26 protein-coding genes and 5 tRNA genes are annotated in these 26,732 nt (G+C 46.4%); 23 read left to right on the top strand and 8 right to left on the bottom strand.

The features are described 5' to 3' along the window. The first annotated feature begins 171 nt into the window (after positions 1-171). A complete protein-coding gene (locus tag Q0174_RS04300) occupies positions 172-1,230 on the top strand; it encodes a DUF3137 domain-containing protein (protein ID WP_298041829.1) in 1,059 nt (352 codons plus the stop codon). Between the two features lie 170 nt (positions 1,231-1,400). On the opposite strand, the gene Q0174_RS04295 is transcribed toward Q0174_RS04300, so the two are convergent. The 7 genes from Q0174_RS04295 to ribA form a co-directional block, all read right to left on the bottom strand. Beyond that, the gene (locus tag Q0174_RS04295) at positions 1,401-2,069 is read right to left on the bottom strand and encodes a hypothetical protein (RefSeq protein WP_298041828.1); all 669 of its coding nucleotides are present in this window, start codon (positions 2,067-2,069) and stop codon (positions 1,401-1,403) included. A gap of 195 nt (positions 2,070-2,264) precedes the next feature. After that, entirely contained in the window at positions 2,265-2,687 is a 423-nt protein-coding gene (gene lysM, locus Q0174_RS04290) for a peptidoglycan-binding protein LysM (RefSeq protein ID WP_298041827.1), read from the bottom strand. 200 nt (positions 2,688-2,887) lie between these two features. After that, positions 2,888-4,090, bottom strand: a complete 1,203-nt coding sequence (locus Q0174_RS04285; RefSeq protein ID WP_298041826.1) for a chloride channel protein — start codon at positions 4,088-4,090, stop codon at positions 2,888-2,890. A 572-nt stretch (positions 4,091-4,662) separates the two neighbouring features. Continuing rightward, positions 4,663-5,205: a hypothetical protein gene (locus Q0174_RS04280; protein ID WP_298041825.1), complete on the bottom strand. Its 543-nt coding sequence runs from the start codon at positions 5,203-5,205 to the stop codon at positions 4,663-4,665. Then, positions 5,202-5,408: a hypothetical protein gene (locus Q0174_RS04275; protein WP_298041824.1), complete on the bottom strand. Its 207-nt coding sequence runs from the start codon at positions 5,406-5,408 to the stop codon at positions 5,202-5,204. Before Q0174_RS04275 ends, Q0174_RS04280 begins: the two co-directional genes overlap by 4 nt. Further along, positions 5,408-5,986: a 16S rRNA (guanine(527)-N(7))-methyltransferase RsmG gene (gene rsmG / locus Q0174_RS04270; RefSeq protein ID WP_298041823.1), complete on the bottom strand. Its 579-nt coding sequence runs from the start codon at positions 5,984-5,986 to the stop codon at positions 5,408-5,410. Before rsmG ends, Q0174_RS04275 begins: the two co-directional genes overlap by 1 nt. After that, positions 5,983-6,543 carry a GTP cyclohydrolase II gene (gene ribA, locus Q0174_RS04265; protein ID WP_298041822.1) on the bottom strand — a complete coding sequence of 187 codons (561 nt, stop codon included), beginning with the start codon at positions 6,541-6,543 and terminating at the stop codon, positions 5,983-5,985. Before ribA ends, rsmG begins: the two co-directional genes overlap by 4 nt. Positions 6,544-6,606: 63 nt before the next feature. On the opposite strand from ribA, the gene hemB reads away from it, so the two are divergent. From hemB to Q0174_RS04230, 7 genes are read left to right on the top strand one after another with little or no spacing between them, the layout of a single operon-like run. Beyond that, positions 6,607-7,581 carry a porphobilinogen synthase gene (gene hemB / locus Q0174_RS04260; RefSeq protein ID WP_298041821.1) on the top strand — a complete coding sequence of 325 codons (975 nt, stop codon included), beginning with the start codon at positions 6,607-6,609 and terminating at the stop codon, positions 7,579-7,581. A gap of 2 nt (positions 7,582-7,583) precedes the next feature. Further along, the gene (locus tag Q0174_RS04255; RefSeq protein ID WP_298041820.1) at positions 7,584-7,799 is read left to right on the top strand and encodes a hypothetical protein; all 216 of its coding nucleotides are present in this window, start codon (positions 7,584-7,586) and stop codon (positions 7,797-7,799) included. Between the two features lie 39 nt (positions 7,800-7,838). Continuing rightward, a complete protein-coding gene (locus tag Q0174_RS04250; protein WP_298041819.1) occupies positions 7,839-7,964 on the top strand; it encodes a hypothetical protein in 126 nt (41 codons plus the stop codon). After that, positions 7,961-8,884 (top strand): ornithine carbamoyltransferase, encoded by a 924-nt coding sequence (argF, locus tag Q0174_RS04245; protein WP_298041818.1) that lies wholly within the window; start codon positions 7,961-7,963, stop codon positions 8,882-8,884. The genes Q0174_RS04250 and argF overlap by 4 nt, the downstream gene beginning before the upstream one ends. A 14-nt stretch (positions 8,885-8,898) precedes the next feature. Next, a complete protein-coding gene (locus Q0174_RS04240) occupies positions 8,899-9,381 on the top strand; it encodes a DUF2603 domain-containing protein (protein ID WP_298041817.1) in 483 nt (160 codons plus the stop codon). Continuing rightward, positions 9,374-10,738: an oxygen-independent coproporphyrinogen III oxidase gene (gene hemN / locus Q0174_RS04235; RefSeq protein WP_298041816.1), complete on the top strand. Its 1,365-nt coding sequence runs from the start codon at positions 9,374-9,376 to the stop codon at positions 10,736-10,738. The genes Q0174_RS04240 and hemN overlap by 8 nt, the downstream gene beginning before the upstream one ends. A gap of 11 nt (positions 10,739-10,749) precedes the next feature. After that, positions 10,750-12,054 (top strand): (Fe-S)-binding protein, encoded by a 1,305-nt coding sequence (locus Q0174_RS04230; protein WP_298041815.1) that lies wholly within the window; start codon positions 10,750-10,752, stop codon positions 12,052-12,054. A gap of 619 nt (positions 12,055-12,673) precedes the next feature. Here the strand turns inward: Q0174_RS04230 and Q0174_RS04225 are convergent. Further along, on the bottom strand, positions 12,674-12,886 hold the full coding sequence (locus Q0174_RS04225; protein ID WP_297882846.1) for a hypothetical protein: 213 nt from the start codon (positions 12,884-12,886) through the stop codon (positions 12,674-12,676). Between the two features lie 126 nt (positions 12,887-13,012). Here Q0174_RS04225 and Q0174_RS04220 point away from each other — a divergent pair. The 15 genes from Q0174_RS04220 (at position 13,013) to rpoC (ending at position 26,721) form a co-directional block, all read left to right on the top strand. After that, positions 13,013-13,088: transfer RNA gene (locus Q0174_RS04220), tRNA-Thr, on the top strand. A gap of 36 nt (positions 13,089-13,124) precedes the next feature. Continuing rightward, a tRNA-Tyr gene (locus Q0174_RS04215) sits at positions 13,125-13,209 on the top strand. 12 nt (positions 13,210-13,221) lie between these two features. Beyond that, positions 13,222-13,298 (top strand) — tRNA-Gly (locus Q0174_RS04210). A 113-nt stretch (positions 13,299-13,411) separates the two neighbouring features. Further along, positions 13,412-13,486: transfer RNA gene (locus tag Q0174_RS04205), tRNA-Thr, on the top strand. Positions 13,487-13,542: 56 nt separating this feature from the next. Further along, positions 13,543-14,742 (top strand): elongation factor Tu, encoded by a 1,200-nt coding sequence (gene tuf / locus Q0174_RS04200; protein WP_040304280.1) that lies wholly within the window; start codon positions 13,543-13,545, stop codon positions 14,740-14,742. A 55-nt stretch (positions 14,743-14,797) separates the two neighbouring features. Beyond that, positions 14,798-14,971, top strand: coding sequence for a 50S ribosomal protein L33 (gene rpmG / locus Q0174_RS04195; RefSeq protein WP_005872634.1), 174 nt, complete (start codon positions 14,798-14,800; stop codon positions 14,969-14,971). 7 nt (positions 14,972-14,978) lie between these two features. Beyond that, positions 14,979-15,054: transfer RNA gene (locus Q0174_RS04190), tRNA-Trp, on the top strand. Positions 15,055-15,066: 12 nt separating this feature from the next. Further along, on the top strand, positions 15,067-15,240 hold the full coding sequence (gene secE / locus Q0174_RS04185; protein WP_297997693.1) for a preprotein translocase subunit SecE: 174 nt from the start codon (positions 15,067-15,069) through the stop codon (positions 15,238-15,240). 14 nt (positions 15,241-15,254) lie between these two features. Continuing rightward, positions 15,255-15,785, top strand: coding sequence for a transcription termination/antitermination protein NusG (gene nusG, locus Q0174_RS04180; protein ID WP_298041814.1), 531 nt, complete (start codon positions 15,255-15,257; stop codon positions 15,783-15,785). 20 nt (positions 15,786-15,805) lie between these two features. Continuing rightward, positions 15,806-16,231 carry a 50S ribosomal protein L11 gene (gene rplK, locus Q0174_RS04175; protein ID WP_005872629.1) on the top strand — a complete coding sequence of 142 codons (426 nt, stop codon included), beginning with the start codon at positions 15,806-15,808 and terminating at the stop codon, positions 16,229-16,231. 56 nt (positions 16,232-16,287) lie between these two features. Continuing rightward, on the top strand, positions 16,288-16,989 hold the full coding sequence (gene rplA, locus Q0174_RS04170) for a 50S ribosomal protein L1 (RefSeq protein ID WP_298041813.1): 702 nt from the start codon (positions 16,288-16,290) through the stop codon (positions 16,987-16,989). Between the two features lie 113 nt (positions 16,990-17,102). Further along, positions 17,103-17,582, top strand: a complete 480-nt coding sequence (rplJ, locus tag Q0174_RS04165) for a 50S ribosomal protein L10 (protein WP_291939396.1) — start codon at positions 17,103-17,105, stop codon at positions 17,580-17,582. A gap of 20 nt (positions 17,583-17,602) precedes the next feature. Beyond that, positions 17,603-17,983 (top strand): 50S ribosomal protein L7/L12, encoded by a 381-nt coding sequence (gene rplL / locus Q0174_RS04160; RefSeq protein WP_177386842.1) that lies wholly within the window; start codon positions 17,603-17,605, stop codon positions 17,981-17,983. Between the two features lie 90 nt (positions 17,984-18,073). Further along, entirely contained in the window at positions 18,074-22,210 is a 4,137-nt protein-coding gene (gene rpoB / locus Q0174_RS04155) for a DNA-directed RNA polymerase subunit beta (protein ID WP_298041812.1), read from the top strand. After that, positions 22,207-26,721: a DNA-directed RNA polymerase subunit beta' gene (gene rpoC / locus Q0174_RS04150; RefSeq protein ID WP_298041811.1), complete on the top strand. Its 4,515-nt coding sequence runs from the start codon at positions 22,207-22,209 to the stop codon at positions 26,719-26,721. Before rpoB ends, rpoC begins: the two co-directional genes overlap by 4 nt. Positions 26,722-26,732: the final 11 nt, after the last annotated feature.

Below are 26,732 nucleotides of genomic sequence, written 5' to 3'. Positions count from 1 at the left end.
CCCCGCTACGGCGAAATTTTAAGCTTAGAGCTTTGAATTTATCCTTAAATCTAGGACGCTGTGTAAAATTCATATAAAAAATTCGCCTTATGTGCGGACGAGTAAGCTTTAAAATTCCAAAATTCCTAGAATTTCGCTAAAATTGCGGACAAATTTAAAAAAGGCGAAATTTTGACTATTTACGATTTGGAGCGCCTGCGACTGGACGCCAAAAAGCACGTGGAACAGCTAAAGCTCGTAGCCGTCATAAGCACGATCGCCCTGTTTGCGGTATTCGGCGTCATCGCGTATTTCGCGCGCAGGCAAGGCGTGCAGAGCTTTGGCGCAACGATGCTTATGCTGCTGGCGATCGCCTCGCTCGCCGTGAGCTTGCGCGAGGTGCACTTAAACGGTTGGCAAAAGGATCTCATCGGCACGGAAAATATTTTGAAATTTGGCGCGGTCGCGATCTCGTTTTTGATCTTCAAATACTCCGCTGCCTTGCCGCAGGCGCTGATAGGCTTGGCTGCGCTTGCGCTTGGGGCGTGGTTAGCGGCGCGGCTTTACGCGCTCGGCGTAAAAAGCATGCAAGAGATCTTTACCGGGCGGTACCGCCAAAGCTACAAGCAGCACTATCTGGCGCCTTTCGTGCGCGAGCTCGGCTACGAATACGTCTCCTACGGTAGCGTGCCTTTTTGGCGCGTGGTGCAGAGCGATCTGTTCGAGTTTATCGAAAATCTGCACGGCAACGACCGCGTGGGCGGCGCGTGGCAGGGGGTGAGCTTCGAGTTTAGCGACGTGAGCTTTTTTCATCAAAATTTGCAGCACGAGCTCGTGGGGGCGTTTTTTGTAGCGGAATTTAACAAACGCATCATCGCGCCCGTTTTCATCTATCCGCGCGAGATGCAAAATAAACAGCACGTAGGTCTAAAGCCCGTTGCGATGGATAACGTGGAGTTTGCCGCGCGATACAAGGTGCTTAGCGACGAGCCGCAAAACGCGATGTACGTGCTAACGCCTGCATTTATGGAGCGGTTTTTGGCGGTGGGCGATGCGATGGGGGCGCAGATCTGGGCGAGCATCAGAGAGCGGAGGATCCATATTTTCGTGCACACCGGGCGCGATAATTTCGAGCCTAGCGTCTATGAAAGCGTGCTGCGCCGCGACCCCGCAAGCGAGATAAAGAGCGAAATTTTAAACTTTTTGAGTATCGTTAAAATTTTAAAACTGAATGTGAGGATTTGGATTTAATAAAATTTGAGCGGTATTTTTGCTAAAAATTTTTAACTCTTAAAAGATAATTCGGCGCGTTTAGGTCTTTATTAAATTTTGATTTCATACGAGGCTATTTTCTAAACGTTTATCGCTTAGCTGCTTATCAAATTTTTGCTTTACGTCTAAATCTACTCTTTACTCCTAGCTTATATAAAAATTTGCGGCCGGATTTTGTCTAAATTTTTACCCGTTTTTAGTAGAAAATAGGTTTTTAGCTCCTTGTATTCGCTGTTCGTTAAAATTGAGGCGTCGATGATGAAGTGCTTATCGAAAATGATCAAACTATCGCCGCTTAGCATATCCAGTCCAAACCCCAGCCCGTTTACTAATCTAAAAATCAGTAGCGGGAGTATGCTGAGCCCAAATGCTATCGGCACTATAAATGGGGCTATCGCATAGCCTTTAAAGTAAAAAACCGTGGACATCAAAACGAAGTAGATCATAACGACGCTAATTGCAAACTTTTTTGTGATTGTCGGCAATTGGGGTTGGGAAGGCCCAAAGGTTCGTTTTATCCCCACTATATTTGATAATTTTATTTCGAGCAGGACTAAATTCTTCTTCGTAGAAAAATACTCTATGGCGGAATTTTTAAATTTAATATAGCAACTTCCTAGCTCTTTTGGGCGTTCATTTAGCTCTCCTGGATGTGGTGGTCTGTATGGTGCAAAATGTGAAAGAAAGTCCAAAATAAATACAATCGGCAGATATAGCTTTATCATCTCTATTGCGTTGTCTTTGATGATTATCGGATATTTGTCGTAATCCCTAGTTTCGGTCTTTTTTAGCGTAGCGCTGATTTCAAATTTATCCAAATTTAGCTCTTTATAAACGGAATTTTAAAGCGTTTTATATATTCTCAAATAGGGCGGCAGCACGCAGGTGCGGCGGATAATCCACTATCTACCGCAACAGGCTCGCAAAACCGCGTCACGGCTTAAAATCAAAACCCGCCTCGCAAAAGCAAATCCGCGGCTTGCAAAATCAAGCCGCAGCATTCAAAAGCGAGCTTAAACTTTTGGAATTCTGATCTTCTGCCCCGGATAGATGAGGTTCGCGTCCTTGATAACCTCGCGGTTGGCGTCGAAAATAATCTTGTATTTGTTCGCGTCGCCGTAAAATTTCTTCGCGATTTTAGATAGGTTATCGCCCTTTACGATGGTGTAGTAGTTTTCGGCGCTATCCTCTCTGATGCCCTCGATCTGCACGTTTTTGATGCCTGCGGTGTTGCCCGCGATGAGGGCTGCTTTTTCGAGAGTTTCCTTATCGGCGTTACCGCTTATTTTGACGGTGTCGCCCTGCACCTTGACCTCTAGCCCTTCTACCGGCGTAGAGCTGAGATTGGCGGCGATCTCGTCTTTTACGGATTTGGCGTCATCGCCTAGACCTAGTAGTTTCTTGCCTGCTTCGGCTACGAATGAAAGTAAACCCATTGTCTTCTCCTTTGGTTAAAGTGGCAAAATTTTATCTTAAATTTACCAACGATCAGCTTAGGCACATATCCTTACGGCTCCGACCTAGTCCAATGATGCGACCTATGGCGCTCACTCTATGCTGACGGGGCAGGTTCTTGGACCATCATCGCCGCGCCCGTCTATTCAGATTTGCAGCGTATGAATTATCAGCGCTGCGACTACGCTAAATTTTTCGTCAGTAAATTTCTAGCGATCACGGCGCATACGATGCTAAAAACGACGACCGAATATGAGTTGAGATTTAGCCCGCAAAATCCCGCGCTTAGGGCAAAGGCGCAAAGCGGCGCGTTTAAGTTGATCGCTAAAAAGGCAGCCCCTCCGCAAACCCCAGCTGCGCTTAGGTTAATAGGCAGAATTTCGCCGATCGCAAACCCCACGCATAGCCCTAAAACTGCGCCCAGCGCGAAACTCGGCGTAAGCGTGCCGCCGTATCCGCCGCAGCGAAAGATCATCAAAATGCAAAATGCCTTGCAAAGCAAGATCGCAAGCAAACATGGGCTAAAGGACGCTGAGTTGAAAGCAAACTGCGCTGCGGAGCGCCCGTTACCTAAAATTTCTGGTACGTATGCGCCGATCGCCGCGGTAAGCAAGAATGCAAATGGCAGTGTAAGCGCGATTTTAAGGCTTTTTATGCGCAGCTTTTCGCACAAGCGCACTCCGTCTTGAAAGTATTTTGCTGCGACCCCCGTGACAAGCCCGATTAGAGCCGCTGCGAGTAAATTCTGCGGGGTAGGGGCGAAGTTTGAAACTGCGTAATAAATTTCTTTTGAAGCTCCGAATTCCGCCGTAGCTGTAGCCACCGCACTTGTAGCAAAGGCGCATAAAATCGCTCGAGTATCGAAGCTTTTAAGCAAAATTTCTAGGCTAAAAAGCGCGCCCGCTAACGGGACGTTATATGCAGCGCCTAGTCCCGCTCCCGCGCCACATGCGACAAATAGCCGAAGCTCATCTCCGCTGATATTTAAGGCGCGGCAAATTTTAGCTGCAAACAAGCCACCTAGCTCGCGCGGAGCAGCCTCACTGCCTACCGGTGCGCCCAAGGCGATGGCTGCAAGCTGCAAAACCGAGTGGATTAAATTTTGCCAAAACGGCGGATTTTGCCCCTTCATCATCGAAGCTACATTTAAAAAAGGTTTCAGTCTTATTAGCAGAATTCTAATTAAAGTTACGATTACGCCGGCTGCGAGGACGCTAAGAAAGCGCCTAAGCGCAGTGGTTTGCTCCGTGATAATGTGAAATTCCTCATCATTATGCCCGAAAGCAAAAGTTTCAATTTCGTTGATGCCGAAGTTTAAGAGCCCTGCGCAAAGCCCCATTATAACGCCTATCGCAAGGATCGCTAGAAAGAATTTAGTACTCAAAATATGCCTTTTTGAAACGCATAATTATATAAAATTTTAGCTTTAAAAAATCCTTACCGCGCGCATAAAATCAGCTAAAACGCGAGCAAATTTTAAAACAATGGCTAGGAATTTATATCGTCTCTGCGGGTAAATTTTGCGCAAAATTCTATGAAGCTTAGGCAGGTACAGAATTTTTATTTACGTTAATTGCGCGAGTAAAATTTACGTAGATTTTATATCACGCGTAGAAAATTTAGTAAAATTTTGCATCGCACGAGAGGGTAAAATTATATTTGAAATTTCTTGCCGCGAGGACAGGCGGAATTCTACGTAAAATTTAAATCTATCCGAGCGGGTAAAATTTTAAATTGAGTAAGCGAGAAAATTTTGCAGAGGACGCGTGAGATTTCGCGCAGAATTATAATTTACGAAAGAGGGCAAAATTCCGCGTAGAATTCCGATCTGCGTAAGCGATCGAAATCTCGCGTGAAATTCCAAGCTGCGTGGTTAGGCAAAATTTCGCGCGGAATTTTAATTTGTGTGAGTCATAGAAATTTTGCGCTTCGCGAATAAATTCGCTTAGGATTTTGCTATTTTTTCCAGATATCGTCATTTTTACCAGCTGCGGGCGCGCTTAGCTTTTTATCCAGAGCCGAAATTTTATCCGCGAGCTTTTGCGCGCCGCCGAAAATTTCATCTTTTTTCGGAAGCCCGAAGTGAAATTTCGAGCCTACGCTATCTCCAATGCTTGCAAGTAGCGATTTGGGCGCGTTTGCGATCGCGTCTTTAAAGATCGCCGCGTCGATTCCAAGCTCGGCTAAGTTTTTTAACGCCCGTGCAGAGCCGATAAACATCGCGATCTTGGCGTCGAAAAGATAATCATTGGCTAGCTTTTGCGCGGCCGCGACGGATTTTTTATCCACGACGATGAAGCGCGCGCCTGCGCCGTTTGCGAGCAAAATTTCATTTATATCGTTCGTAATAACGCTAAATTTTTTCTCCGCCTTTTGCGCGGCGGTGATGAGCCTGTCGTTAAATTTAAAGAGCAGATTGTCGTATTTGAAAACTTCGTCGCCGTTTTTGATGAGATACAGCGGCTCGTAGGGCACGAGCGCGTGGCCTAGGATGATCATTTGCCGCCCCTTAGTTTGGCTTCACAGGACTTGCAAAGGCGCTTTTTATCGCGCAGAGCAAGTTCGTCGCTGCTAAAGTACGTCCCACACTCGTCGCACGCCAAAAGCTCGGTCGCATCGTCTTTTTTCTTTATGCGAAATCTAGGCACTATCAAAAAATATATGAGCGCCGCGATAACGGCGGCGGCTAGAATTTTTCCCATTATTTCACCCCTTTGATCACTAAAAATTTTCTATTTTTCAAAGCGTTTTCGCCGCTAAAAATTTCGCAGCTCGCGCTCGTAAATTCCTTACGGAATTCCTCCGCTTCCGCCTCTGCGCCTGAGCCTTTGTAGAGTAAAAACGTCGTGTTTTGATCGTAAAAGCCGCGGCAAATTTCAATTAAATTTCGCGCGCTCATCAAAGCCCGAGAGCTTATCAGATCGGCGCGCAGCTTTGCGCCGTCTTGCACGCGCTCGGCGTGGATTTTTACGTTAGCTAGCGCAAGACTAACCTTCGCGTAGGTTAGAAACGCCGCTTTTTTAAGGTTTGGTTCAAACAGATGCCACTCACACAGCGGCAGCGCGAGCGCTAAAAATATCCCCGGAAAGCCCGCTCCCGAGCCGATGTCGCACGCGATGCGCGGATAGCGCGGTATGAAATTCGCTCCGCTTAGGCTGTCGCGCACCACCGCGTCCAAATCGTCGTAATTCGTGAGGCTATGGACGCGGTTAAATTTTTGCAGGCATGCTTTAAATTTAGCCACCTGCTCGTTAAAGCTCTCGTCCGGCGCAAGCTTCACAGCAGATGCCCCATCTGCTCTTTTTTGACGCGCAGATAGTTTTCGTTAAATTTATTGGGCGTGATGATGATCGGCACGCGCGCGACCACTTCCACCTTCAGATCGTGCAGCTTTTGCGGGTTGTTCGTAAGCAGATTTATGCGCGAAATTCCAAAATGAGCGAGTATGAAATCCACGATTTCGTAGGTACGCTCGTCCGCTTTGAAGCCTAGCTGATGGTTTGCTTCGATCGTATCGAGGCCCCGGTCTTGCAGCGCGTAGGCGTTGATTTTATTAAAAAGCCCGATATTGCGCCCTTCCTGACGCAGATAGATCACCATGCCGCCGCGCTCCTCGATATATTTTAGGCTTGCTTCGAGTTGGTCGCGGCAGTCGCACTTTAGGCTTCCGATCGCATCGCCGGTAAGGCACTCCGAGTGGATCCGCACATTTACGACGCCCTCCAAAGGCTGCTTAAATATTACTAAATGCTCTTTCTCGCCTTGCTTAAACGACTGAACGCGGAAGCTTCCGAAGCGGGAGGGGAGATTTGCGACCTCTGAAATTTTTATATCCATGCTTAAATTTACTCCGATTGTGATATTATAAATCTTACAATTCTAGCTAAAAAAGGAAAAATAATGTTTAAACGATTTAGACGGCTACGAATAAACCCTGCGCTTAGGGATCTGGTGCGACAAACCAATCTGCAAACCCGCTCGCTGATCTATCCGCTTTTTGTCGTGGAAGGAAGCGGTATCAAAAAGGAGATCGCCTCGATGCCCGGCGTATTTCAGATGAGCTTGGATGAAATTTTAAAAGAGTGCGAGGCTCTTTTGAAACTCGGTTTGGATAAAATTTTGCTTTTTGGAATTCCTTCGCTAAAGGACAGCATCGGCTCGGACGCGCTAAGCGAGGACGGCATCATCGCGACTTCGCTGCGCGCGATAAAGGCTAAATTTCCAAATTTATTAGTAATCACCGATCTGTGCTTTTGCGAATACACTGACCATGGGCACTGCGGCATCATTGATCACGTTCATCAGACGGTGGATAACGACGCGACGCTTGAAATTTCGGCGCAGCAGGCGCTCATCCACGCCAAAGCGGGTGCGGACATGATCGCGCCTAGCGGCATGATGGACGGTATTATCGCAACTCTGCGAGAGACGCTCGATCGCGGCGGATTTGAAAATTTACCGATTATGGCGTATTCGAGCAAGTTCGCCAGTGGCTACTACGGGCCGTTTCGCGACGTGGCGGAGAGCGCGCCAAGTTTCGGCGATCGCAGTAGCTACCAGATGGATCCCGCAAATAGATTTGAGGCGATCAACGAAAGCCTGCAGGACGAGGCGCAGGGAGCGGATATCTTGATGATAAAGCCCGCGCTTGCGTATCTGGATCTAATCAGAGACCTTAGAGAGCGCACGCTGCTGCCGATCTGTGCGTATAACGTAAGCGGCGAATACTCGCTTTTGCAGGCGGGTAAAAAAGCGGGCGTGATCGATTATGAGCGCGTGATGATGGAGACGATGATAGGCATAAGGCGCGCCGGCGCGGATATGATCATCACCTATCACGCCAAGGAGATCGCGGAAATTTTAAACAGGGGCTAGCGATGAATAAGATAGGACTCGAAATTAAAAGTAATGAAATGCAAGCCGTCTTGGATGCCGTGATGAAGCTGGCAAAAAAGATGAAATTTGAAGCTAAAATTTTACCCGTAAACGGGGATGAGTGCATAGAGAATTTCGACGAGCTTTCGAGCGCCGTTATTGCGAAACTGGATAAACCTAGCAATAGGGCTGTTTTTGAGCGATTAAAGGATAAATGAAATATTTGACGCTAGTTTTTATCGGCGAATTCTATAGTTTTGGACGACGAGGAATTTTATGCGGCGATGGAAGACGTAGTCGTAAAGGTGGCTATGGGCGATATGACGAAAGGTGATTTAAAAGAATTTTTTAGTAAATTTATAAAAGAAGAGGGGGATAGATGAGGCACTTTCTTACGTTAAACGATTTTAGCAAAGACGAGATAATCGAAATTTTAAATTTAGCGTTTGAGATAAAGAAAGAAGCTAAGGCACGAAATTTCAAGCCATATTTAAAAGATCAAAAATTAGCGATGATATTTGAAAAAAGCTCGACAAGGACGCGCGTGAGCTTCGACGTAGGGATGAACGAGCTCGGCGGGCATGCGCTGTTTTTGAGCAGTCGCGACATCCAGCTCGGGCGAGGCGAGCCGATCAAAGACACTGCGCGCGTGATTTCGCGAATGTGCGATCTAATCATGGCGCGCGTAAATCGCCACGAGACGCTCATAGAGCTTGCGGATTTTAGCCGCGTGCCGGTGATAAACGGGCTAAGCGATAAATTTCATCCCGTGCAGTTGATGGCTGATCTAATGACGATCGTGGAGTGCGGTATTGAAACTCCAAAGATAAAAGCCGCGTACGTGGGCGACGGCAACAATATGACGCACTCGTGGCTGATGCTTGCCAGCAAGCTTGGCTTTGAGCTGCGAGTGGCGACGCCCGTGGGCTATGAGGCTGATCCGCAGATACTGGCGCAGGCGCAAGAAAATGCTAAAATTTCAGGCGCTAAAATTTTAATAACGAACGATATAAAGGAAGCCGTAGCGGGCGCAAACGTCGTGACGACCGATACTTGGGTTTCGATGGGGCAAGAAGCCGAAAAAGAGCGAAGAATTCGCGATTTCGCGGGTTTTTGCGTGGATGAAAGCTTAATGGCTCTAGCAGGTAGCGGCGCGATCTTTTTGCACTGCCTGCCGGCGTACCGCGGATATGAGGTAAGCGAGGCCGTGTTTGAAGCGCACGCGGATGAAATTTTTGCAGAGGCGGAAAATCGCCTGCACGCGCAAAAAGGCGTCATGGTCTGGCTGGATCAAAAAAGATAAATTTAGGAGAACGCATGGAAGAAAAAGATAAAGCGCTAAAAAAGATCGACAAAGCGAGCGAATTTTTCGGACTGGATAGCTCGAAAAGGACGGTTTTTGAAATTTCGCAGGGTGAGGACAACGAGAAAAAACTCACTCTAAAAAGCGGCTCGTGGAGCGATGAGGAGCCGTGGTTCGGCATCGACGAAAATAACGAAGTGCACACAATGATCTCGATAAAATCGCTTGCAAATCTCATCGCCGCGACCAAAAACGCGATGCAGGAAAATTTTAATCTCAAGCTTGAGCGCTCGATTTTGCAGCATACGCCGGTAGATTTCGGCGACGCGTGGATCGTGTGTATGGACGAGATCAGAAGGCTCACGGGCGCAAATCCGAGTGCGAAAAGATTAAGCTTAGACGTCGATGCCGTCGTCTCGCGCGTAAAAAGCCTGTATCCGAACCTTTTCATCGACATCGAAGAGCTTATCAAAACCAAGGCGGGCGGCCGTGAATAGCATAGACTTCGACGCTTACGCGAAATTTTCGCGCCCAGGGCCCCGCTACACGAGCTATCCGACTGCTTTGGAATTTAGCGAAAACTTCAGCTACGACGGGTATCTGAATGAGCTAAAAAATCAAAAAAGTTCCACGCCGCTGTCGCTTTACTTCCATATGCCGTTTTGTCGCTCCGCCTGTTATTTTTGCGGCTGCAACGTAATCTACACAGGTAAGCGCGACAAGATGGATCGGTATTTGGACTATATCGAGCGCGAAATGCAAATTTTAAGCGGCGTCGTGGACGGCTCGCGGCAGATCGTGCAGATGCACTTCGGCGGCGGCACGCCTACATATTTTAGCGCCGAACAGCTCGCGCGTCACATAAAAAATATCAAAAAATATTTTAAAAATTTCAGCCCCGAAGCCGAGATCAGCTGTGAGATCGATCCGCGGTTTTTAAACGCCGAGCAGCTAGATGTGCTTATTTCAAACGGCTTTAATCGCATCAGCTACGGCGTGCAGGACTTCGACGAGCGCGTGCAAAAGGAGATCCACCGCATCCAGCCTTTCGAGCTTACGAGGGACGTCATAGCCATGGCGCGAGAGAGAGGGATAAAATCGATAAATATGGATCTGATCTACGGCCTTCCGTATCAGAGCCTAGCTAGCTTTAAGCGCACGCTGGAGCTTGCGCTTTCGCTTGATCCGGACCGCTTTGCAATCTTTAACTACGCGCACGTACCGTGGATAAAAAAATCTATGCGTAAATTTGACGAGACGACACTGCCCGAGCCCAAAGTGAAGCTTGAAATTTTGAAATTTACGCACGATTTTTTGAGCGCGAACGGATACGAGATGATCGGCATGGATCACTACTCAAAGCCCGCGGACGAGCTTCATGCCGCGCTTAAAAACGGCTCGCTACACCGTAATTTCCAGGGCTACACGACCAAGGGCGGCGCCGATCTGATCGGCATCGGGCTAACCAGCATCGGCGAGGGCGCGCGCCACTACGCGCAAAATTTCAAAGATATGGACGCTTACGAGGCCGCGATCGATGCGGGCAGGCTGCCGTATTGTAGGGGTATTTTGCTAAATGAAGAGGATCTGCTGCGCAAAGAGGTGATTATGGGGTTGATGAGTAATTTTTGCGTCGATATAGAGGCGATCGAGGAGAAATTTAAGATAAAATTTTTTGAGCACTTTGATGCGAGCTTAAAGCAGCTTGAGGCGCTAAAGGATTTCGTGCAAATCTCGCCGCATAGAATTTCCGTAACGCCCACCGGCACGCTTTTGATCCGCAATATCGCGATGTGCTTTGATGAGTATATGGGTAAAAATTTGGGCGAGAAGCGCTTTTCAAAAACCGTTTAAGCGGCGCGGCTATGAGTAGGGCAAAGCTTGGAGCGTTCGATTTTGCAGCACTTAGCGAGCGTTGCGTAAAATGTGGTAAATGTATCCAAGTCTGCACGATTCATGGCATTAACGGCGATGAAGTAACGAGCCCGCGCGGTTTTGTGGATCTTTTGGGCGCTTACGGCAGAAATGAGCTAAAGCTTGATAAAAACGCTAAGAAAATTTTTGAAAGCTGCTTTTTATGCACCAACTGCGTAGATATTTGCGGCGAGTCTTTGCCCATAGATACGGCGATTGAGAATATTCGCGCGCGCATTGCGGAAAAATTTGGCATCGCGTGGTACAAAAAAGCTGCGTTTTGGCTGCTCGGGCACCGCAAAGCGCTGGATCTAGCAGCAGCGCTTGGATACGTGTTTCTTAGCTGTGGCTTTAAGATGCGAAAAGATACGCAAAGCTCTATGTCGCCTAGATTTGACTTGCCACTACTTAAAAAAGAGCGCCTGCTACCTGCGCTTGCAAAAAAGAGTTTTATGAACTCGCACGCAGAATTTATCGACAACGGCGGCGAAAAAACTATCGGAATTTTTATCGGCTGCATGGCAAACTACGCTTACACGGGCGTAGGCGAGGCGATTTTACATATCGCGCGAGCGCTAAAGCTAAACGTAAATTTGATGAAGGAACAAGCCTGTTGCGGCGCTCCTGCGTATTTTACGGGAGATTTTGCGGCGGTTGAACGCGTGGCAAAATTTAATATAGCATATTTCGAAAGAGTCATGCCTGCTCTTGATGCGATTATCGTGCCCGAGGCTACGTGCTCTGCAATGCTGCGGGTGGATTACGCGCATTTTTTTGAAAATGAGCCGCAATGGAAAGCCCGTGCGCAAAAGCTTGCGAGTAAAATTTTTATGGCGAGCGAATACTTTTATAAATTTACAAACTTAAGTGATCTTTTGATGCGCCGCGGCAAAAGGGCTTTAGCGATTACTTATCACGATCCGTGCCATGCCCGCAAAATGCAGGGTGTTTGGAAAGAACCGCGCGGCTTGCTCGCTCAAAACTACGAAATAACTGAGATGAATGAGCCTAATAAATGCTGCGGATTTGGCGGCGTGACGATGCAAACCGAGCGCTACGAGCTCGCGCGCGCAGTGGGATTAGCTAAGGCGCGTGCAATGGCAGATCTGCCTGTGCGCGTAGTTTCTGCCGAGTGCAGTGCATGCAGGATGCAGCTAAATAACTCGCTTTCTTTAAGTGACTCGAAGATTAGGTGCGTAAATCCGTTGGAGCTCATCGCTGAAGCGCTTATGGGCGAGGAAAATTCCAATGGATAAATTTCGCGCTTGCGGAATTCCTGCATTTCGTTAGCTTTTTACTCAATTCACATCCTGGGACAAAATTCCGTGCTTTTGAAATTTTGGTTTTTAAAAATTATGATTAAATTTTATCGTTAGCTTGTCAAGGTTGCGGTTTGCGTCTTTGAGCTTTTGGACAAAGTAGCCTGAAGCAGTGCACGGGGTGGCAAGCCCACAGGTTTTGCTCTGCGGTGGGGTTGATTAATATGATTTTAAATACTAAAATTTTGTAGTTTATAATTTTAGCTGAGGGATTTGCGCAAAATTTTAAGAAGTTGAATTGAGGGATGGATTTTGGCAGAATTTTAATTTTATGTGGCATTATTTGAAATTCTATGGAATTTGCGGCTAATGGCTGGAATTTTGATTTATTAATTCGCGTGGATTTGCTTAGCGTTGCAGGATTAAAGCGCGAATTTTAAATTTCGTAAAATTTAAGAATTAGTTACGTATGAGCTTCTTGCACTTCGCGATTTCGACGTTGCGGCAAAATTTCTTTCAAAAATGTCAAAGTATGCATAAAATATACTCACAATTTTCAGTACGAGATATTTGGCAAAAAGGCTAAGCTAGCGAGATCGGGGCTTTAAATTTAATTTTATTCTTGCTCTTTTGCGTCATCTTCAGAGTCCAGCTTTGCTTCTTCGATCAAAAGCCTGTTGGCTTCGGTAGCTTTTTTTATCTCGCTTAAGTTTTCTTCTATTTTATTTAAGCGCTTTTCAAGGGTATTTAGACGCTTTTCCGAGCGGGAGATAAAATAATAAATCAAATAAATCATAAAAACTATGATAATCCAAGGTACGATTTTCATATAAAATTCCTTAAAATTTAAAATTGCGCGCATTATAGCAGAAATTTTATGAAATTTTAAAATAGGCTGTTTTAGCCTTGACAATTGGGGATTTTTCGGTTATAATTGCCACTTCAATTTCAAAATGCTGGTGTAGCTCAGCTGGTAGAGCTACTGCCTTGTAAGCAGTGGGTCGGCGGTTCGATCCCGTCCACCAGCTCCATTTTTTGTAACAGTGTTTGACCAGATTTCATCAAAGGGTGAGATACTCAAGTGGCCAACGAGGGCAGACTGTAAATCTGCTGGCTTTGCCTTCCGTGGTTCGAATCCACGTCTCACCACCATGAATTTTCGATGCGGGATTAGCTCAGTTGGCTAGAGCATCAGCCTTCCAAGCTGAGGGTCGCGGGTTCGAGCCCCGTTTCCCGCTCCACCATTTAGGTTTACTGGGAGCTGTAAAACTTAACTGCTTTTATATGCTTACATAATCTAAATTTTGGTCGCATTGTTGGGTATTGGTAGCGATTTCTCTTTGCCTGAGTTTAGGCTCATATGGCTCAGAGGTAGAGCACTTCCTTGGTAAGGAAGAGGTCGCGGGTTCAAGTCCCGCTATGAGCTCCATAAAATAGAGTCGCTTAGTTTGTTGTGTAATCCACAAATCAATAACGGAGGATATGATGGCTAAAGAAAAATTTAATCGTAACAAGCCACACGTAAACATTGGTACCATCGGTCACGTTGACCATGGTAAGACTACTTTGACAGCTGCTATTTCTGCTGTTCTTTCCAGGAAGGGTCTAGCCGAGCTAAAAGACTACGACAATATCGATAACGCTCCAGAGGAAAAAGAGCGCGGTATTACTATCGCTACGTCTCACATCGAATATGAGACCGAGAAACGTCACTATGCTCACGTTGACTGCCCAGGTCACGCCGACTACGTAAAAAATATGATTACCGGCGCGGCTCAGATGGACGGAGCTATTTTAGTTGTTTCCGCTGCAGATGGTCCTATGCCTCAAACTCGCGAGCACATCTTACTTTCTCGCCAGGTAGGCGTTCCATATATCGTAGTTTTCTTAAATAAAACCGACATGGTTGATGATCCGGATCTTTTAGAGCTAGTCGAAGAGGAAGTTAGAGATCTTTTAAAAGAGTATAAATTCCCTGGCGACGAGACTCCGATCATTAAGGGCTCTGCTCTTAAGGCTCTTGAGGAAGCAAAAGCTGGACAAGATGGCGAATGGTCTGCAAAGATTATGGAGCTTATGGACGCAGTTGATAGCTATATTCCAACTCCTGTTCGCGATACTGATAAAGATTTCCTTCTTCCGATCGAAGATATTTTCTCGATTTCCGGTCGCGGTACCGTTGTAACTGGTAGAATCGAAAAAGGTATCGTTAAAGTTGGCGATACTATCGAGATCGTAGGTATTAAACCTACTCAAACTACTACCGTTACCGGCGTTGAGATGTTTAGAAAAGAGATGGATCAAGGTGAAGCCGGCGATAATGTAGGTGTTTTATTGCGCGGTACCAAGAAAGAAGAAGTAGAGCGCGGTATGGTTCTATGCAAACCAAAATCGATCACTCCTCATACTAAATTTGAGGGCGAGGTTTATATCCTAACTAAAGAAGAGGGCGGACGCCATACTCCATTCTTTAATAATTATAGACCGCAGTTTTACGTTCGTACGACAGATGTTACCGGTTCGATTACTCTTCCTGAGGGGACCGAGATGGTAATGCCTGGCGATAACGTTAAAATCACCGTTGAGCTAATCGCTCCGATCGCTCTTGAGCAAGGTACGCGCTTCGCGATTCGCGAAGGCGGTCATACTGTAGGCTCAGGCGTCGTTTCGAAAATTATCGCTTAATTTTTTGCAAGCGGAATTTTAAAATTCCGCTTGCTTTTTTATTCAAGGAAACCAAATGGCAAAGAATTCAAGTAGAGTAAAGGTCGGATTAAAATGCTCCGAAAGTGGCGATATTAACTATACTACTTATAAAAATAGCAAAACTACGACCGAAAAACTAGAACTTAAAAAATATTGCCCCAGATTAAAAAAGCACACGCTTCATAAAGAAGTCAAGTTAAAAGGCTAATTGTTATAGGGCAATAGCTCCAACGGTAGAGCGCCGGATTCCAAATCCGATGGTTGGGGGTTCGAATCCCTCTTGCCCTGCCACGAGGATTGGGTATGGAAAAAGTAAAAGAGTATTATAAACAAGCAAAGATAGAGTTAGATAAGGTAATTTTCCCGACTAAAGATCAGACTAAAACAGCATATATCTCTGTAGTAGTCGTAGTCGTAGTTATCGCACTGTTCTTAGCGCTAGTGGATCTTATTATGTCCGCTTTGATAACTGCTTAAGTAAGGATCGCAATATGGCAAATAAATGGTATGCGATACAAACTTACGCCGGCAGCGAGATGGCGGTAAAGCGCGCAATAGAAGCGCTAAAGCAAGACGAAGCGCTTGAGACTAAGATCGGCGAAGTGCTAGTGCCTACCGAAGATGTTATAGAGGTCAAAAATACAAAGCAAACCATTAAAGAGCGTAGCTTATATCCAGGGTATTGTTTTGCAAATTTAGATTTGGATACCACTTTATGGCATAGAATTCAGATGCTGCCTAAGGTCAGTCGCTTTATCGGCGAGGCGAAAAAACCCTCTCCGCTACCGGAAAAAGATATCGAAATAATTCTAGAAAAGATCAATAATCGCGAGGCTCCTAAGCCCAAGATTAATTTCGATGAGGGCGAGACGGTTAGGATCGTCGATGGGCCTTTTGCTAATTTCAACGGCATCGTAGAAGAGTATGATATGATCCACGGCAAGCTTCGCCTCAATGTTTCGATCTTCGGACGAAGCACGCCGATTGAAATTTCATACTCGCAAGTTGAAAAGATTATTTAAATTTTATAAGGAGTAAATTTATGGCTAAGAAAGTTGTTGGCGAAATCAAGCTGCAAATAGCGGCCGCAAAAGCAAATCCAAGCCCGCCGGTAGGTCCTGCACTAGGTCAAAAGGGCGTTAATATTATGGAATTTTGCAAAGCGTTTAACGAGCGAACCAAAGATATGGCGGGCTTTAATATCCCGGTCATCATCACGGTTTATGCCGATAAAAGCTTTACTTTTATCACTAAGCAACCGCCTGCGACAGATTTGATCAAAAAGGCGGCGAAGATAGATAAAGGTTCGGACAACCCTCTTAAAAAGAAGGTAGCATCCTTAACTAAGGCTCAAGTTTTAGAGATCGTCGAGAAAAAGATCGCCGATCTGAATACCAAAGATAGAGAGCAGGCTGCTAGGATTATAGCGGGTTCGGCTCGTTCTATGGGTATTACGGTCACTGACTAGACCTTTTGACCGCTAAGGTTTAAAAAAGCGGTAGCACTTTAATTGCGGAGAAATATATGCCAAAAAATTCAAAAAGATTCAACGAACTTTTAAAAAAAGTTGACGTAAATAAAATTTATAGTGTAGACGAAGCGGTAAGCACAGTAAAAACTCTAGCTTCTGCTAAATTTGACGAGACGGTGGAGATCGCTCTTAAACTAAACGTAGATCCAAGACATGCCGATCAGATGGTGCGCGGCTCGGTCGTTTTACCTGCCGGTACGGGAAAAAGCGTTCGAGTAGCCGTGATTGCAAAGGACGCAAAAGCTAGCGAGGCTAGCGAAGCGGGTGCCGATATCGTGGGTGCCGATGATCTGATTGAAGAGATTCAAAAAGGAAATATAAATTTCGACGTTCTTATCGCCACTCCAAATTTAATGGGACTAGTCGGTAAGGTAGGTCGTATTCTCGGTCCAAAAGGCGTTATGCCGAACCCTAAAACCGGTACCGTTACTATGGATGTCGCTCAGGCCGTTAAAAATGCTAAGGGTGGACAGGTAAATTTCCGCGTCGATAAGCAAGGAAATATCCACGCAGGCCTTGGCAAGGCTAGCTTTAGCAAAGAGCAGCTTTTAGACAATATTACGACATTTATCAAAACTATAAATAAGCATAAGCCAGCGACTGCGAAGGGCAGATACGTAACTCATGCATCGCTTTCACTTACTATGAGCCCTGCAGTTACACTGGATAATCAAGAAATAATCGATTTAAAATAAAATTTTAAATTTTTATCTTAGATTGGAGATAGCTCAAGGTTTTTAACTTAATTGATCGAAATTTCAAAATTTCGATCGCTTGGCTTGAAATCACCGATCGGAAAGGAGACCTAATGACGAGAGACGAAAAATCAAAGATAGTAGCGGAGCTTGGTGAGGCTTTTAAGGCTAGCGAAGCTATAGTAATTTCCGATTTTAAAGGCCTTAGCGTTAAGCAGCTTGAAGATCTTAGAAATAGCGCGCGCGAAGCGGGCGTAAAGGTTCGGGTTATCAAAAATACCCTAGCTAATATCGCTTTAAAAAATGCCGAAAAAAACGGACTTAGCTTTAAAGATACTAATATCTTCTTATGGGGCGAGCAGCTTTCTGTATGTAAAGTAGCGGCTAAATTTGAAGAGAAAAATGAAATTTTTAAGCTTAAGACCGCTCATATCGATGGGGAAGTAGCTGGCATAGATAAGGTTAGAGCGCTTTCGAAGATGCCTTCGAGAGATGAGCTTATCGCGATGCTACTTCAAGTATGGAATGCGCCGATTCAAAATTTTACGATCGGCTTAAATGCGCTTAAGCAGAAAAAAGAAGCTAGCGCTTAATTAAAATTTAGGAGAATAAAATGGCAATTTCAAAAGAAGATGTTTTAGAGTATATCTCTAATCTTTCGGTGCTAGAGCTTAGCGAGTTAGTTAAAGAATTCGAAGAAAAATTTGGCGTAAGCGCAGCTCCGGTTATGGTAGCTGGCGGCGCAGGCGCTGGCGGCGCAGGCGCGGCAGCGGCTGAAGAGAAAACAGAATTTGATGTCGTATTGCTTGATGCGGGCGATAAGAAAATTAACGTAATTAAAGTTGTTCGCGCCTTAACGGGCCTTGGTTTAAAAGAAGCCAAAGACGCTACCGAGGCTACTCCGTCCGTTCTTAAAGAGGGACTTAACAAAGAAGACGCCGAGAAGGCCAAAAAAGAGCTTGAAGAAGCAGGCGCTAAAGTCGAACTCAAATAAATCGCGGAATTTTAAAATTTCGCATACAAATGTGTGCCGGTGCGTCGCATCGGCACTTCTTTCTTTAAAATACAACTACGAGGTAGTGGAATGTTAAACAGCCTATATTCAGGAAATCGTCTTAGAGTGGATTTTTCAAAGGTTCCCAAAGACATCGAAATTCCGAATTTATTACAACTACAAAAGAAAAGTTTTGATCATTTTTTAAATCTTGATAACTCGGGTGGAGAAAGCGGCATAGAGAAGGTTTTCAAAGCCATTTTTCCTATCCACGATGCACAGAATAGACTAAGTATCGAGTATGTAAGTAGCGAAATTTCAAAGCCTAAATATTCGATTAGAGAATGCATGGAAAGAGGGCTTACTTATTCGGTAAATTTAAAGATGAAGCTCCGCTTGCTCGTGCATGAGCGCGACGAAAAGACGGGCAAAAAAATCGGCGTAAAAGAGATCAAAGAGCAAGATATATTCATTCGCGACATTCCTCTAATGACCGATAGAATTTCATTTATCATAAACGGCGTAGAGCGCGTCGTCGTAAATCAGCTGCACAGAAGCCCGGGCGTAATCTTCAAAGAGGAAGAGAGTCCTACGGTTCTAAATAAACTTATCTACACCGCTCAAATAATACCGGATCGCGGCAGCTGGCTGTATTTCGAATACGACGTAAAAGACGTACTATATGTGCGCATAAATAAAAGGCGCAAGGTTCCGATCACGATCCTATTTCGCGCACTCGGCTACAAAAAACAAGACATTATAAAATTATTTTATCCTATTAAGACAATCTATATTAAAAAAGGAAAATTCCTAACCGATTTCGATCCGAAAGAATACGCGGGCAGGCTTGATTACGACATTATAAATGAAAAGGGCGAAGTACTTCATCAAGCAAGTAAACGCCTAACGGTCAAAAAAGCGGAGAAATTAGCAGAGGATGGATTAAAGCTAATCGAGTATCCGGCTGAAATTTTAGCCGAGCGCTACCTAGCGGGCGCCATCGTCGACAAAAACAGCGGCGAAGTGCTTTTTGATTCGCTAACTGCGCTAGATGAGGGCAAGCTAGCCAAGATCGCTAACACCGAGAAAAAATTTACGATCGCTAACGACCTAGCTAGCGGCGTAGATACTTCAATCATAAATTCTTTTATTCAAGATGCAGACGCGCTTAAGCTCTTGCAGCAAAGCGAGGGCATAGACGACGAGAACGATCTGGCTGCGATTAGAATTTACAAGGTTATGCGCCCGGGCGAGCCGGTGGTAAAAGAAGCGGCAAAGAGCTTCGTAAACGATCTATTTTTCAACCCGGAGCGCTACGATCTAACTAAAGTCGGCCGTATGAAGATGAACCATAAACTAGGCATCGAGGCGCCGGAGTACGTAACCGTGCTAACCAGCGAGGATATTATCAAGACGGCGAAATATTTAATTAGAGTTAAAAACGGCGACGGCTTCATCGATGATCGAGATAATCTTGGCAATCGCCGCATCCGCTCGATCGGCGAGCTTTTGGCGAACGAGATGCACCTTGGATTTATCAAAGTTCAAAAGGCGATCAAGGATAAATTTACCGGCATCAGCGGCAACCTCGACGAGCTTATGCCGTATGATTTCGTAAACCCTAAAATCATCACCACTACGCTTATGGAATTTTTCACCGGTGGCCAGCTAAGCCAGTTTATGGATCAGACTAACCCGCTTAGCGAGGTCACGCATAAGCGCCGTCTATCTGCGCTGGGCGAAGGCGGTTTAGTTAAAGAGCGCGCAGGCTTTGAGGTGCGCGACGTCCATCCTACGCACTACGGTAGAATTTGCCCTATCGAGACCCCTGAGGGTCAAAACATCGGTCTTATTAACACCCTAGCGACCTATGCGAAGGTAAATGATCTAGGCTTCGTCGAGGCTCCGTATAAAAGAGTCGTAAACGGCAAGGTCACCGACGAGATCGTATATCTTACCGCTACGCAGGAAGAGGAACTCGTAATCGCTCCTGCGTCCGCTAAATTAGACGAGGAGGGTAATATCGTAGAGGAGCTTTTGGAGGTCAGAAAAGACGGCGAAAACATCATGGCCAAGCGCGAGGATATTTCGCTAATTGATCTTTGCTCCGGTATGATCGCGGGCGTAGCGGCATCGCTGATTCCGTTTTTGGAGCACGACGATGCTAACCGCGCGCTTATGGGCTCGAACATGCAGCGCCAAGCCGTACCGCTTCTGCACTCTACCGCCCCTATCGTAGGAACTGGCATGGAGGCGATCATCGCACGCGATTCGTGGGAAGCGATCAAGGCTAAACGCGACGGCGTCGTAGAAAAGGTCGATAATAAAAATATCTTTATTTTGGGCGAGGATGAGAAGGGTCCGTTTATCGATCACTACTCGATGGAGAAAAATTTACGTACCAACCAAAACACTACCTTTTCACAGCGCCCGATCGTACGCAAAGGCGACGTGATAAAGGCAGGTCAAATTATAGCCGACGGTCCTAGCATGGACGGCGGCGAGCTTGCAATCGGCAAAAACGCCCTTATAGCTTTCATGCCGTGGCACGGTTACAATTACGAGGATGCCGTCGTCATGAGCGAAAAGATGATTCGTGCCGACGAATACACCAGCGTGCATGTTTATGAAAAAGAGATCGAGGCTAGAGAGCTTAAAGACGGCGTGGAGGAGATCACGCGCGACATCCCTAATATCAAAGAGGAGGAGCTTACCCACCTCGATGATAGCGGTATCGTAAAGATCGGTACTCACGTAAAGCCGGGCATGATCCTAGTAGGCAAGGTAACTCCGAAGGGCGAGGTCAAGCCGACGCCTGAAGAGAGGCTTTTGCGCGCAATTTTTGGCGAGAAGGCGGGGCATGTGGTAAATAAATCTCTCTACGCTACTGCTTCAATGGAAGGCGTGGTAATCGACGTTAAAATTTTTACCAAAAAGGGCTACGAGAAGGATCCACGCACGAATAAAGCCTATGAGGATGAAAAAACCGAGCTCGAAAGGGAGCATCACGACAGGCTTTTGATGCTTGATCGCGAAGAGATGCTAAAGGTAGTGGCGCTACTTTCTAAAAGCGCTTTACAAAGCGATCAAAGCCTAAATAAAAAAGATTATAAAAAGGGCGATAAGGTTAAAAAAGAGGAGCTTGAAAGCTCCAACCGCTTTACGTTAAATTCTTTCGTCAAGGCTTATTCTAAAGCTGTTCAGAAGGAATACGAAGAGCTAAAAAACCACTTCCAAAACGAAAAGCGCAAGCTCAAAGAGGAACATGACGAAAAGATAGAAATTTTAGAAAAAGACGATATTTTGCCAAGCGGCGTCGTCAAGCTCGTAAAGGTCTATATCGCGACTAAGCGCAAGCTAAAAGTGGGCGATAAGATGGCGGGCCGCCACGGAAATAAGGGTATCGTTTCAAATATCGTCCCTGAGGTCGATATGCCGTATCTGCCTAGTGGACAGCGCGTGGATATCGTGCTAAATCCTCTCGGCGTTCCAAGTCGTATGAATATCGGTCAGATAATGGAGAGCCACTTAGGTCTTGTGGGCTGGCGCTTAGGAGAGCAGATCGCTAAAATTTTAGAAGAGAAAACGGGCGAATGGATAAAAACCCTTCGCGCCAAAATGATTGAGATCGCAGGCGTTTCTAAGCTAATGCAGGCTAAAAAAACGCTTGAAAAGATCAGCGACGAAGATCTTTTGAAATACGCTAGAGACTGGGCTAAGGGCGTTAGATTTTCCGCTCCGATATTCGAAGGCATTGTGCCGGAGGATTTCAAAAAGCTATTTGAAATGGCGGGCATCGATCAGGACGGCAAGACCGAGCTTTACGACGGCCGCACCGGCGAAAAGATCAAAGAGCGCGTAAACGTGGGCTGCATGTATTATCTCAAGCTGCACCACCTAGTCGATGAGAAGGTTCACGCAAGAAGCACCGGTCCTTACAGCCTAGTTACGCAGCAGCCGGTCGGCGGCAAGGCGCTGTTCGGCGGTCAAAGATTTGGAGAGATGGAAGTTTGGGCCCTGGAGGCATACGGGGCGGCATACACGCTTCGCGAAATGCTAACGATCAAATCCGACGACGTCGACGGACGCTTGGCTGCATATAAGGCGCTGACAAAAGGCGAAAACGTTCCGTCTACAGGAATTCCTGAGACATTTTTTGTTTTAACAAACGAGCTTAAATCGCTTGCTCTAGACGTTGAAATTTACGAGAATGGAGAGAATAAATGAGCGATAATTCAAATTTAGAAAGAATAGAGATAAAAGAGGACGCTAGAGTTCACGACTTCGACGCGTTTGCTATCAGACTCGCTAGCCCCGAGCAGATCAAAGCATGGAGCCACGGCGAGGTCAAAAAGCCTGAGACTATTAACTACCGCACGCTCAAGCCGGAACGCGACGGTCTTTTTTGCGCTAAAATTTTCGGCCCCGTAAGAGACTATGAGTGCATCTGCGGCAAGTATAAAAAGATGCGTTATAAGGGCTGGAAGTGCGAAAAGTGCGGCGTCGAGATCACGAGCTCGAAGGTTCGCCGTACTAGAATGGGGCATATTGAGCTAGTAACGCCGGTGGCGCATATTTGGTACGTAAATTCCTTGCCTAGCCGCATCGGTACGCTGCTAAACATCAAGATGAAAGATCTTGAGCGCGTGCTTTATTATGAGGCTTACATCGTAGAAAGTGCAGGCGAGGCATTTTACGACAACGAAAATTCTAAAAAGGTCGAGAAATACGACGTTTTAAACGAAGAGCAGTATCAGAGCCTAAAAGAGCGCTTTTCGCAGACAGGCTTCGTCGCCAAAATGGGCGGTCAGGTGATCCGCGATATGCTAGCCGAGCTTGATTTGGTCGAAATTTTATCTACCCTTAAGCAGGAGATGGAAAATACGAACTCCGAAGCGAAGAAAAAAACCATCGTCAAGCGTCTAAAGGTCGTCGAGAGCTTTTTAAATTCCGGCAATAAGCCCGAGTGGATGATGATTACGAATCTTCCCGTGCTACCTGCCGATCTACGCCCGCTTGTAAGCCTTGAGGGCGGCAAATTTGCGGTTTCTGACGTAAATGATCTATACCGCCGCGTCATCAATCGAAATTCTAGGCTCAAAAGGCTGATGGAGCTCGACGCGCCCGAGATCATCATCCGCAATGAAAAACGAATGCTTCAAGAGGCGGTGGATGCGCTTTTTGACAACGGACGTCGCGCCAATGCCGTGAAGGGCGCTAATAAGCGACCGCTTAAATCTCTAAGCGAGATCATTAAGGGTAAGCAGGGCCGCTTCCGTCAAAATTTACTCGGAAAGCGTGTGGATTTTTCGGGTCGCTCTGTCATCGTCGTAGGTCCAAATTTACGCATGGATCAGTGCGGTCTGCCTAAAACTATGGCGCTTGAGCTATTCAAGCCGCATCTAATCGCACGCCTGCAAGAGAAGGGATACGCAACGACCGTTAAGCAGGCTAAAAAGATGATTGAAAATAGGATCAATGAAGTTTGGGAGTGCTTGGAGGAGGTCGTAAAGGATCACCCGGTTATGCTAAACCGCGCGCCGACGCTTCATAAGATGTCTATTCAGGCGTTTCATCCCGTACTCGTCGAGGGCAAGGCGATCAGACTACATCCGTTAGTCTGCGCCGCGTTTAACGCCGACTTCGACGGCGATCAGATGGCGGTGCACGTGCCGCTTAGCCAAGAGGCGATTGCAGAGTGCAAAATTTTAATGCTTAGCTCGATGAACATCTTGCTTCCTGCGAGCGGAAAGCCTGTCGCGGTGCCTAGCCAGGATATGGTTTTAGGAATTTATTATCTAAGCCTCGAAAAGCCGGGTGCAAAAGGAACAAATAAAATTTTTGCAAATGTCGATGAGGTAATGCTTGCCGTGGAGGCAAACGCCCTAGATATCCACGCTAAAATCAAAACGATGATCGATCGCCGCATTATCTTTACGACCGCGGGCCGCTTGATCATCAAATCAATCCTGCCTAGCTTTATTCCGGATCATCTTTGGAATAAGATCATGAAGAAAAAGGATATCGCCGAGCTTGTCGATTACGTCTATAAAAACGGCGGCCTTGAGATAAGCGCGGAATTTTTGGATAATCTTAAAAATTTAGGCTTTGAATCCGCTACTAAAGCGGGCGTTTCGATCTCCGTTTCGGACATCATCGTGCCGAAGTCCAAAGCGGGTCTTGTAGAAGAGGCTAAAAAGCAGGTCAGAGAGGTTCAGAACCAATACGGCGCGGGTTTGCTAACCGACGGCGAGCGCTATAATAAAACGATCGACATCTGGACTAGCACTAGCAAGAAGCTAGCCGATGAGATGATGAAGATGATGGAGAAGGATAAGGACGGCTTTAACTCGATCTATATGATGGCCGATAGCGGCGCGCGAGGTAGCGCGGAGCAGATCAAGCAGCTAGCGGGTATGAGAGGCCTGATGAGTAAGCCGGACGGCTCGATCATCGAGACGCCGATTACTTCAAATTTTAGAGAGGGTCTAAACGTAAATGAGTATTTCATCTCGACCCACGGCGCGCGTAAGGGTCTTGCCGATACTGCGCTCAAGACTGCAAATGCGGGCTATCTAACGCGTAAGCTTATTGACGTCGCACAAAACGTCAGAGTTACGATGCACGACTGCGGCACGCACGAGGGTATTGAGGTTACTGAGATTGTAGAGAACGGAACGCAAATAGAAAGCCTAGCCGATAGGATTATGGGTAGGGTGCTAAGCTCGGATGTGATTGATCCGGTATCGAATGAAATTTTATTTACCGAAGGCACGCTCTTGGGCGTTAATGAGGTACGCACCATAGTCGATGCCGGCATCAAATCCGTAAGCATCCGCACGCCTATTACGTGCAAGGCTGAAAAAGGGGTTTGCGCGAAGTGCTACGGCGTAAATTTGGGCGAGGGCAAGCTAGTAAAACCTGGCGAAGCGGTCGGTATCATCTCTGCGCAATCCATTGGTGAGCCGGGCACGCAGCTTACGCTACGAACCTTCCACGCCGGCGGTACCGCATCTACCGAGCAGCAAGATCGCCAAGTAATCGCCGATAAAGAGGGCTTTATCAGATATTACAACGTAAAGACCTATGAAAACGGCGGCAAAAATATCGTGATGAACCGCAGAAACGCCGCGGTGCTTTTGGTTGAGCCTAAGATCAAAGCCCCAATTACCGGTAAGGTAAGTATCGATATAACTCACGACGATGTGAATATCATGCTAAAGGGTAAGAAGGAAGAATTTAGATATACTATCCGGCGCCACGATCTAGCCAAGCCTACCGAGCTTGCGGGCGTAAGCGGTAAAGTTGAGGGGAAATTTTACATCGTATTTAAAGACGGCGAAACCGTTGGGGAAAATGATAGTTTAGTAGAGGTTATAAAAGAAGACTGGAATATCCCTACTCGAATTCCGTTTGCCAGCGAACTTCGCGTCAAAGACGGCGAGCCGGTAACCCAAAAGATCAAAGCGGGAGCAAATGGTACGCTTAAGTATTTCATCCTCAAAGGTGATTATTTAGAGAGGCTAAGAGATATCAAAAAAGGTCACGTCGTAAGTGAGAAGGGTATGTACGTAGTCATCTCCGAAGAAAACGGCAGAGAGGCGATCCGTCACTATATACCACGCGAATCTGTCATTACCTATGATGATAATAGCGTCGTAAAAAGCGAAGATCTTATCGCCAAGCCTAAAAAAGATGATCGATTGATCATCGCCGAGTGGGATCCGTATTCTATCCCGGTGGCTGCAGAGTGCGAGGGCAAGATCAGCTTCGAGGATATCGAGCCTGGATATACCGCTACAGAGCAATATGACGAGACTACCGGTCAAAGCCGCTTGGTCATCAACGAGTATCTACCGCAGGGCGTCAAACCGGCTATCATCGTAACTCCTAGCAAGGGTGAGCCTATCAAATACAACCTAGGGCCGAAGACCGCGATTTTTACGAATAAAGGCGATCAGGTAGCGATTGCAGATATTTTGGCTAGAACGCCGAAAGCTGCTGCGAAATCAAAAGATATCACCGGCGGTTTGCCGCGCGTATCGGAGCTATTTGAGGCGCGCCGTCCTAAAAATACTGCGATCATCGCAGACATCGACGGAACGGTCCGCTTCGATAAGGCTTTGCGCGCGAAAGAGCGTATTATAATCGAGGGCGAGGACGGAACGAGCGCCGAGTATCTGATCGATAAAAGCCGCCAGATCCAGGTGCGAAACGGTGAGTTCGTCCATGCAGGCGAGAAGCTTACCGACGGAGTTATCAGCTCGCACGATGTGCTTAGAATTTTAGGCGAAAAAGCGCTGCATTATTATCTGATAAGCGAAATTCAACAGGTTTATCGCTCTCAAGGCGTCGTTATCAGCGACAAGCATATCGAGATCATCGTATCTCAGATGCTCCGCCAGGTTCGAATCGTCGATAGTGGCGATACTCAGCTAATCGTCGGTGATCTGATTAGCCGCCGTAGATTTAGAGAAGAAAACGAGCGGATCGTCAAGATGGGCGGCGAGCCTGCGATCGCGGAGTCCGTACTGCTGGGCGTAACTCGTGCGGCCGTAGGAAGCGATAGCGTCATTTCGGCGGCGTCCTTCCAAGAGACTACGAAGGTTCTAACCGAGGCTAGTATCGCGGGTAAATTTGACCGATTAGAGGACTTGAAAGAAAACGTCATCCTAGGTCGCATAATTCCGGTCGGAACCGGTCTATATAAAGACAAGGAAGTTAAACTTAAAAAATAATTTAGGGCAAA

The sequence above is a fragment of the uncultured Campylobacter sp. genome, from assembly GCF_937996225.1.
Lineage (GTDB): Bacteria > Campylobacterota > Campylobacteria > Campylobacterales > Campylobacteraceae > Campylobacter_B.
This window is presented reverse-complemented; position numbering and strand designations above follow the sequence as displayed.

What these genes read in the sequence shown, in the direction of transcription:
- rpoC (WP_298041811.1), top strand. Translation starts at nt 22,207, where the DNA reads ATGAGCGATAATTCAAATTTAGAAAGAATAGAGATAAAAGAGGACGCT.
- Q0174_RS04275 (WP_298041824.1), bottom strand. Translation starts at nt 5,408, where the DNA reads ATGGGAAAAATTCTAGCCGCCGCCGTTATCGCGGCGCTCATATATTTT.
- ribA (WP_298041822.1), bottom strand. Translation starts at nt 6,543, where the DNA reads ATGGATATAAAAATTTCAGAGGTCGCAAATCTCCCCTCCCGCTTCGGA.
- rplK (WP_005872629.1), top strand. Translation starts at nt 15,806, where the DNA reads ATGGCTAAGAAAGTTGTTGGCGAAATCAAGCTGCAAATAGCGGCCGCA.
- lysM (WP_298041827.1), bottom strand. Translation starts at nt 2,687, where the DNA reads ATGGGTTTACTTTCATTCGTAGCCGAAGCAGGCAAGAAACTACTAGGT.
- Q0174_RS04225 (WP_297882846.1), bottom strand. Translation starts at nt 12,886, where the DNA reads ATGAAAATCGTACCTTGGATTATCATAGTTTTTATGATTTATTTGATT.
- nusG (WP_298041814.1), top strand. Translation starts at nt 15,255, where the DNA reads ATGGCAAATAAATGGTATGCGATACAAACTTACGCCGGCAGCGAGATG.
- Q0174_RS04280 (WP_298041825.1), bottom strand. Translation starts at nt 5,205, where the DNA reads ATGATCATCCTAGGCCACGCGCTCGTGCCCTACGAGCCGCTGTATCTC.
- rpoB (WP_298041812.1), top strand. Translation starts at nt 18,074, where the DNA reads ATGTTAAACAGCCTATATTCAGGAAATCGTCTTAGAGTGGATTTTTCA.
- hemB (WP_298041821.1), top strand. Translation starts at nt 6,607, where the DNA reads ATGTTTAAACGATTTAGACGGCTACGAATAAACCCTGCGCTTAGGGAT.
- tuf (WP_040304280.1), top strand. Translation starts at nt 13,543, where the DNA reads ATGGCTAAAGAAAAATTTAATCGTAACAAGCCACACGTAAACATTGGT.
- rplL (WP_177386842.1), top strand. Translation starts at nt 17,603, where the DNA reads ATGGCAATTTCAAAAGAAGATGTTTTAGAGTATATCTCTAATCTTTCG.
- secE (WP_297997693.1), top strand. Translation starts at nt 15,067, where the DNA reads ATGGAAAAAGTAAAAGAGTATTATAAACAAGCAAAGATAGAGTTAGAT.
- Q0174_RS04240 (WP_298041817.1), top strand. Translation starts at nt 8,899, where the DNA reads ATGGAAGAAAAAGATAAAGCGCTAAAAAAGATCGACAAAGCGAGCGAA.
- rplJ (WP_291939396.1), top strand. Translation starts at nt 17,103, where the DNA reads ATGACGAGAGACGAAAAATCAAAGATAGTAGCGGAGCTTGGTGAGGCT.
- rplA (WP_298041813.1), top strand. Translation starts at nt 16,288, where the DNA reads ATGCCAAAAAATTCAAAAAGATTCAACGAACTTTTAAAAAAAGTTGAC.
- Q0174_RS04230 (WP_298041815.1), top strand. Translation starts at nt 10,750, where the DNA reads ATGAGTAGGGCAAAGCTTGGAGCGTTCGATTTTGCAGCACTTAGCGAG.
- argF (WP_298041818.1), top strand. Translation starts at nt 7,961, where the DNA reads ATGAGGCACTTTCTTACGTTAAACGATTTTAGCAAAGACGAGATAATC.
- rpmG (WP_005872634.1), top strand. Translation starts at nt 14,798, where the DNA reads ATGGCAAAGAATTCAAGTAGAGTAAAGGTCGGATTAAAATGCTCCGAA.
- Q0174_RS04255 (WP_298041820.1), top strand. Translation starts at nt 7,584, where the DNA reads ATGAATAAGATAGGACTCGAAATTAAAAGTAATGAAATGCAAGCCGTC.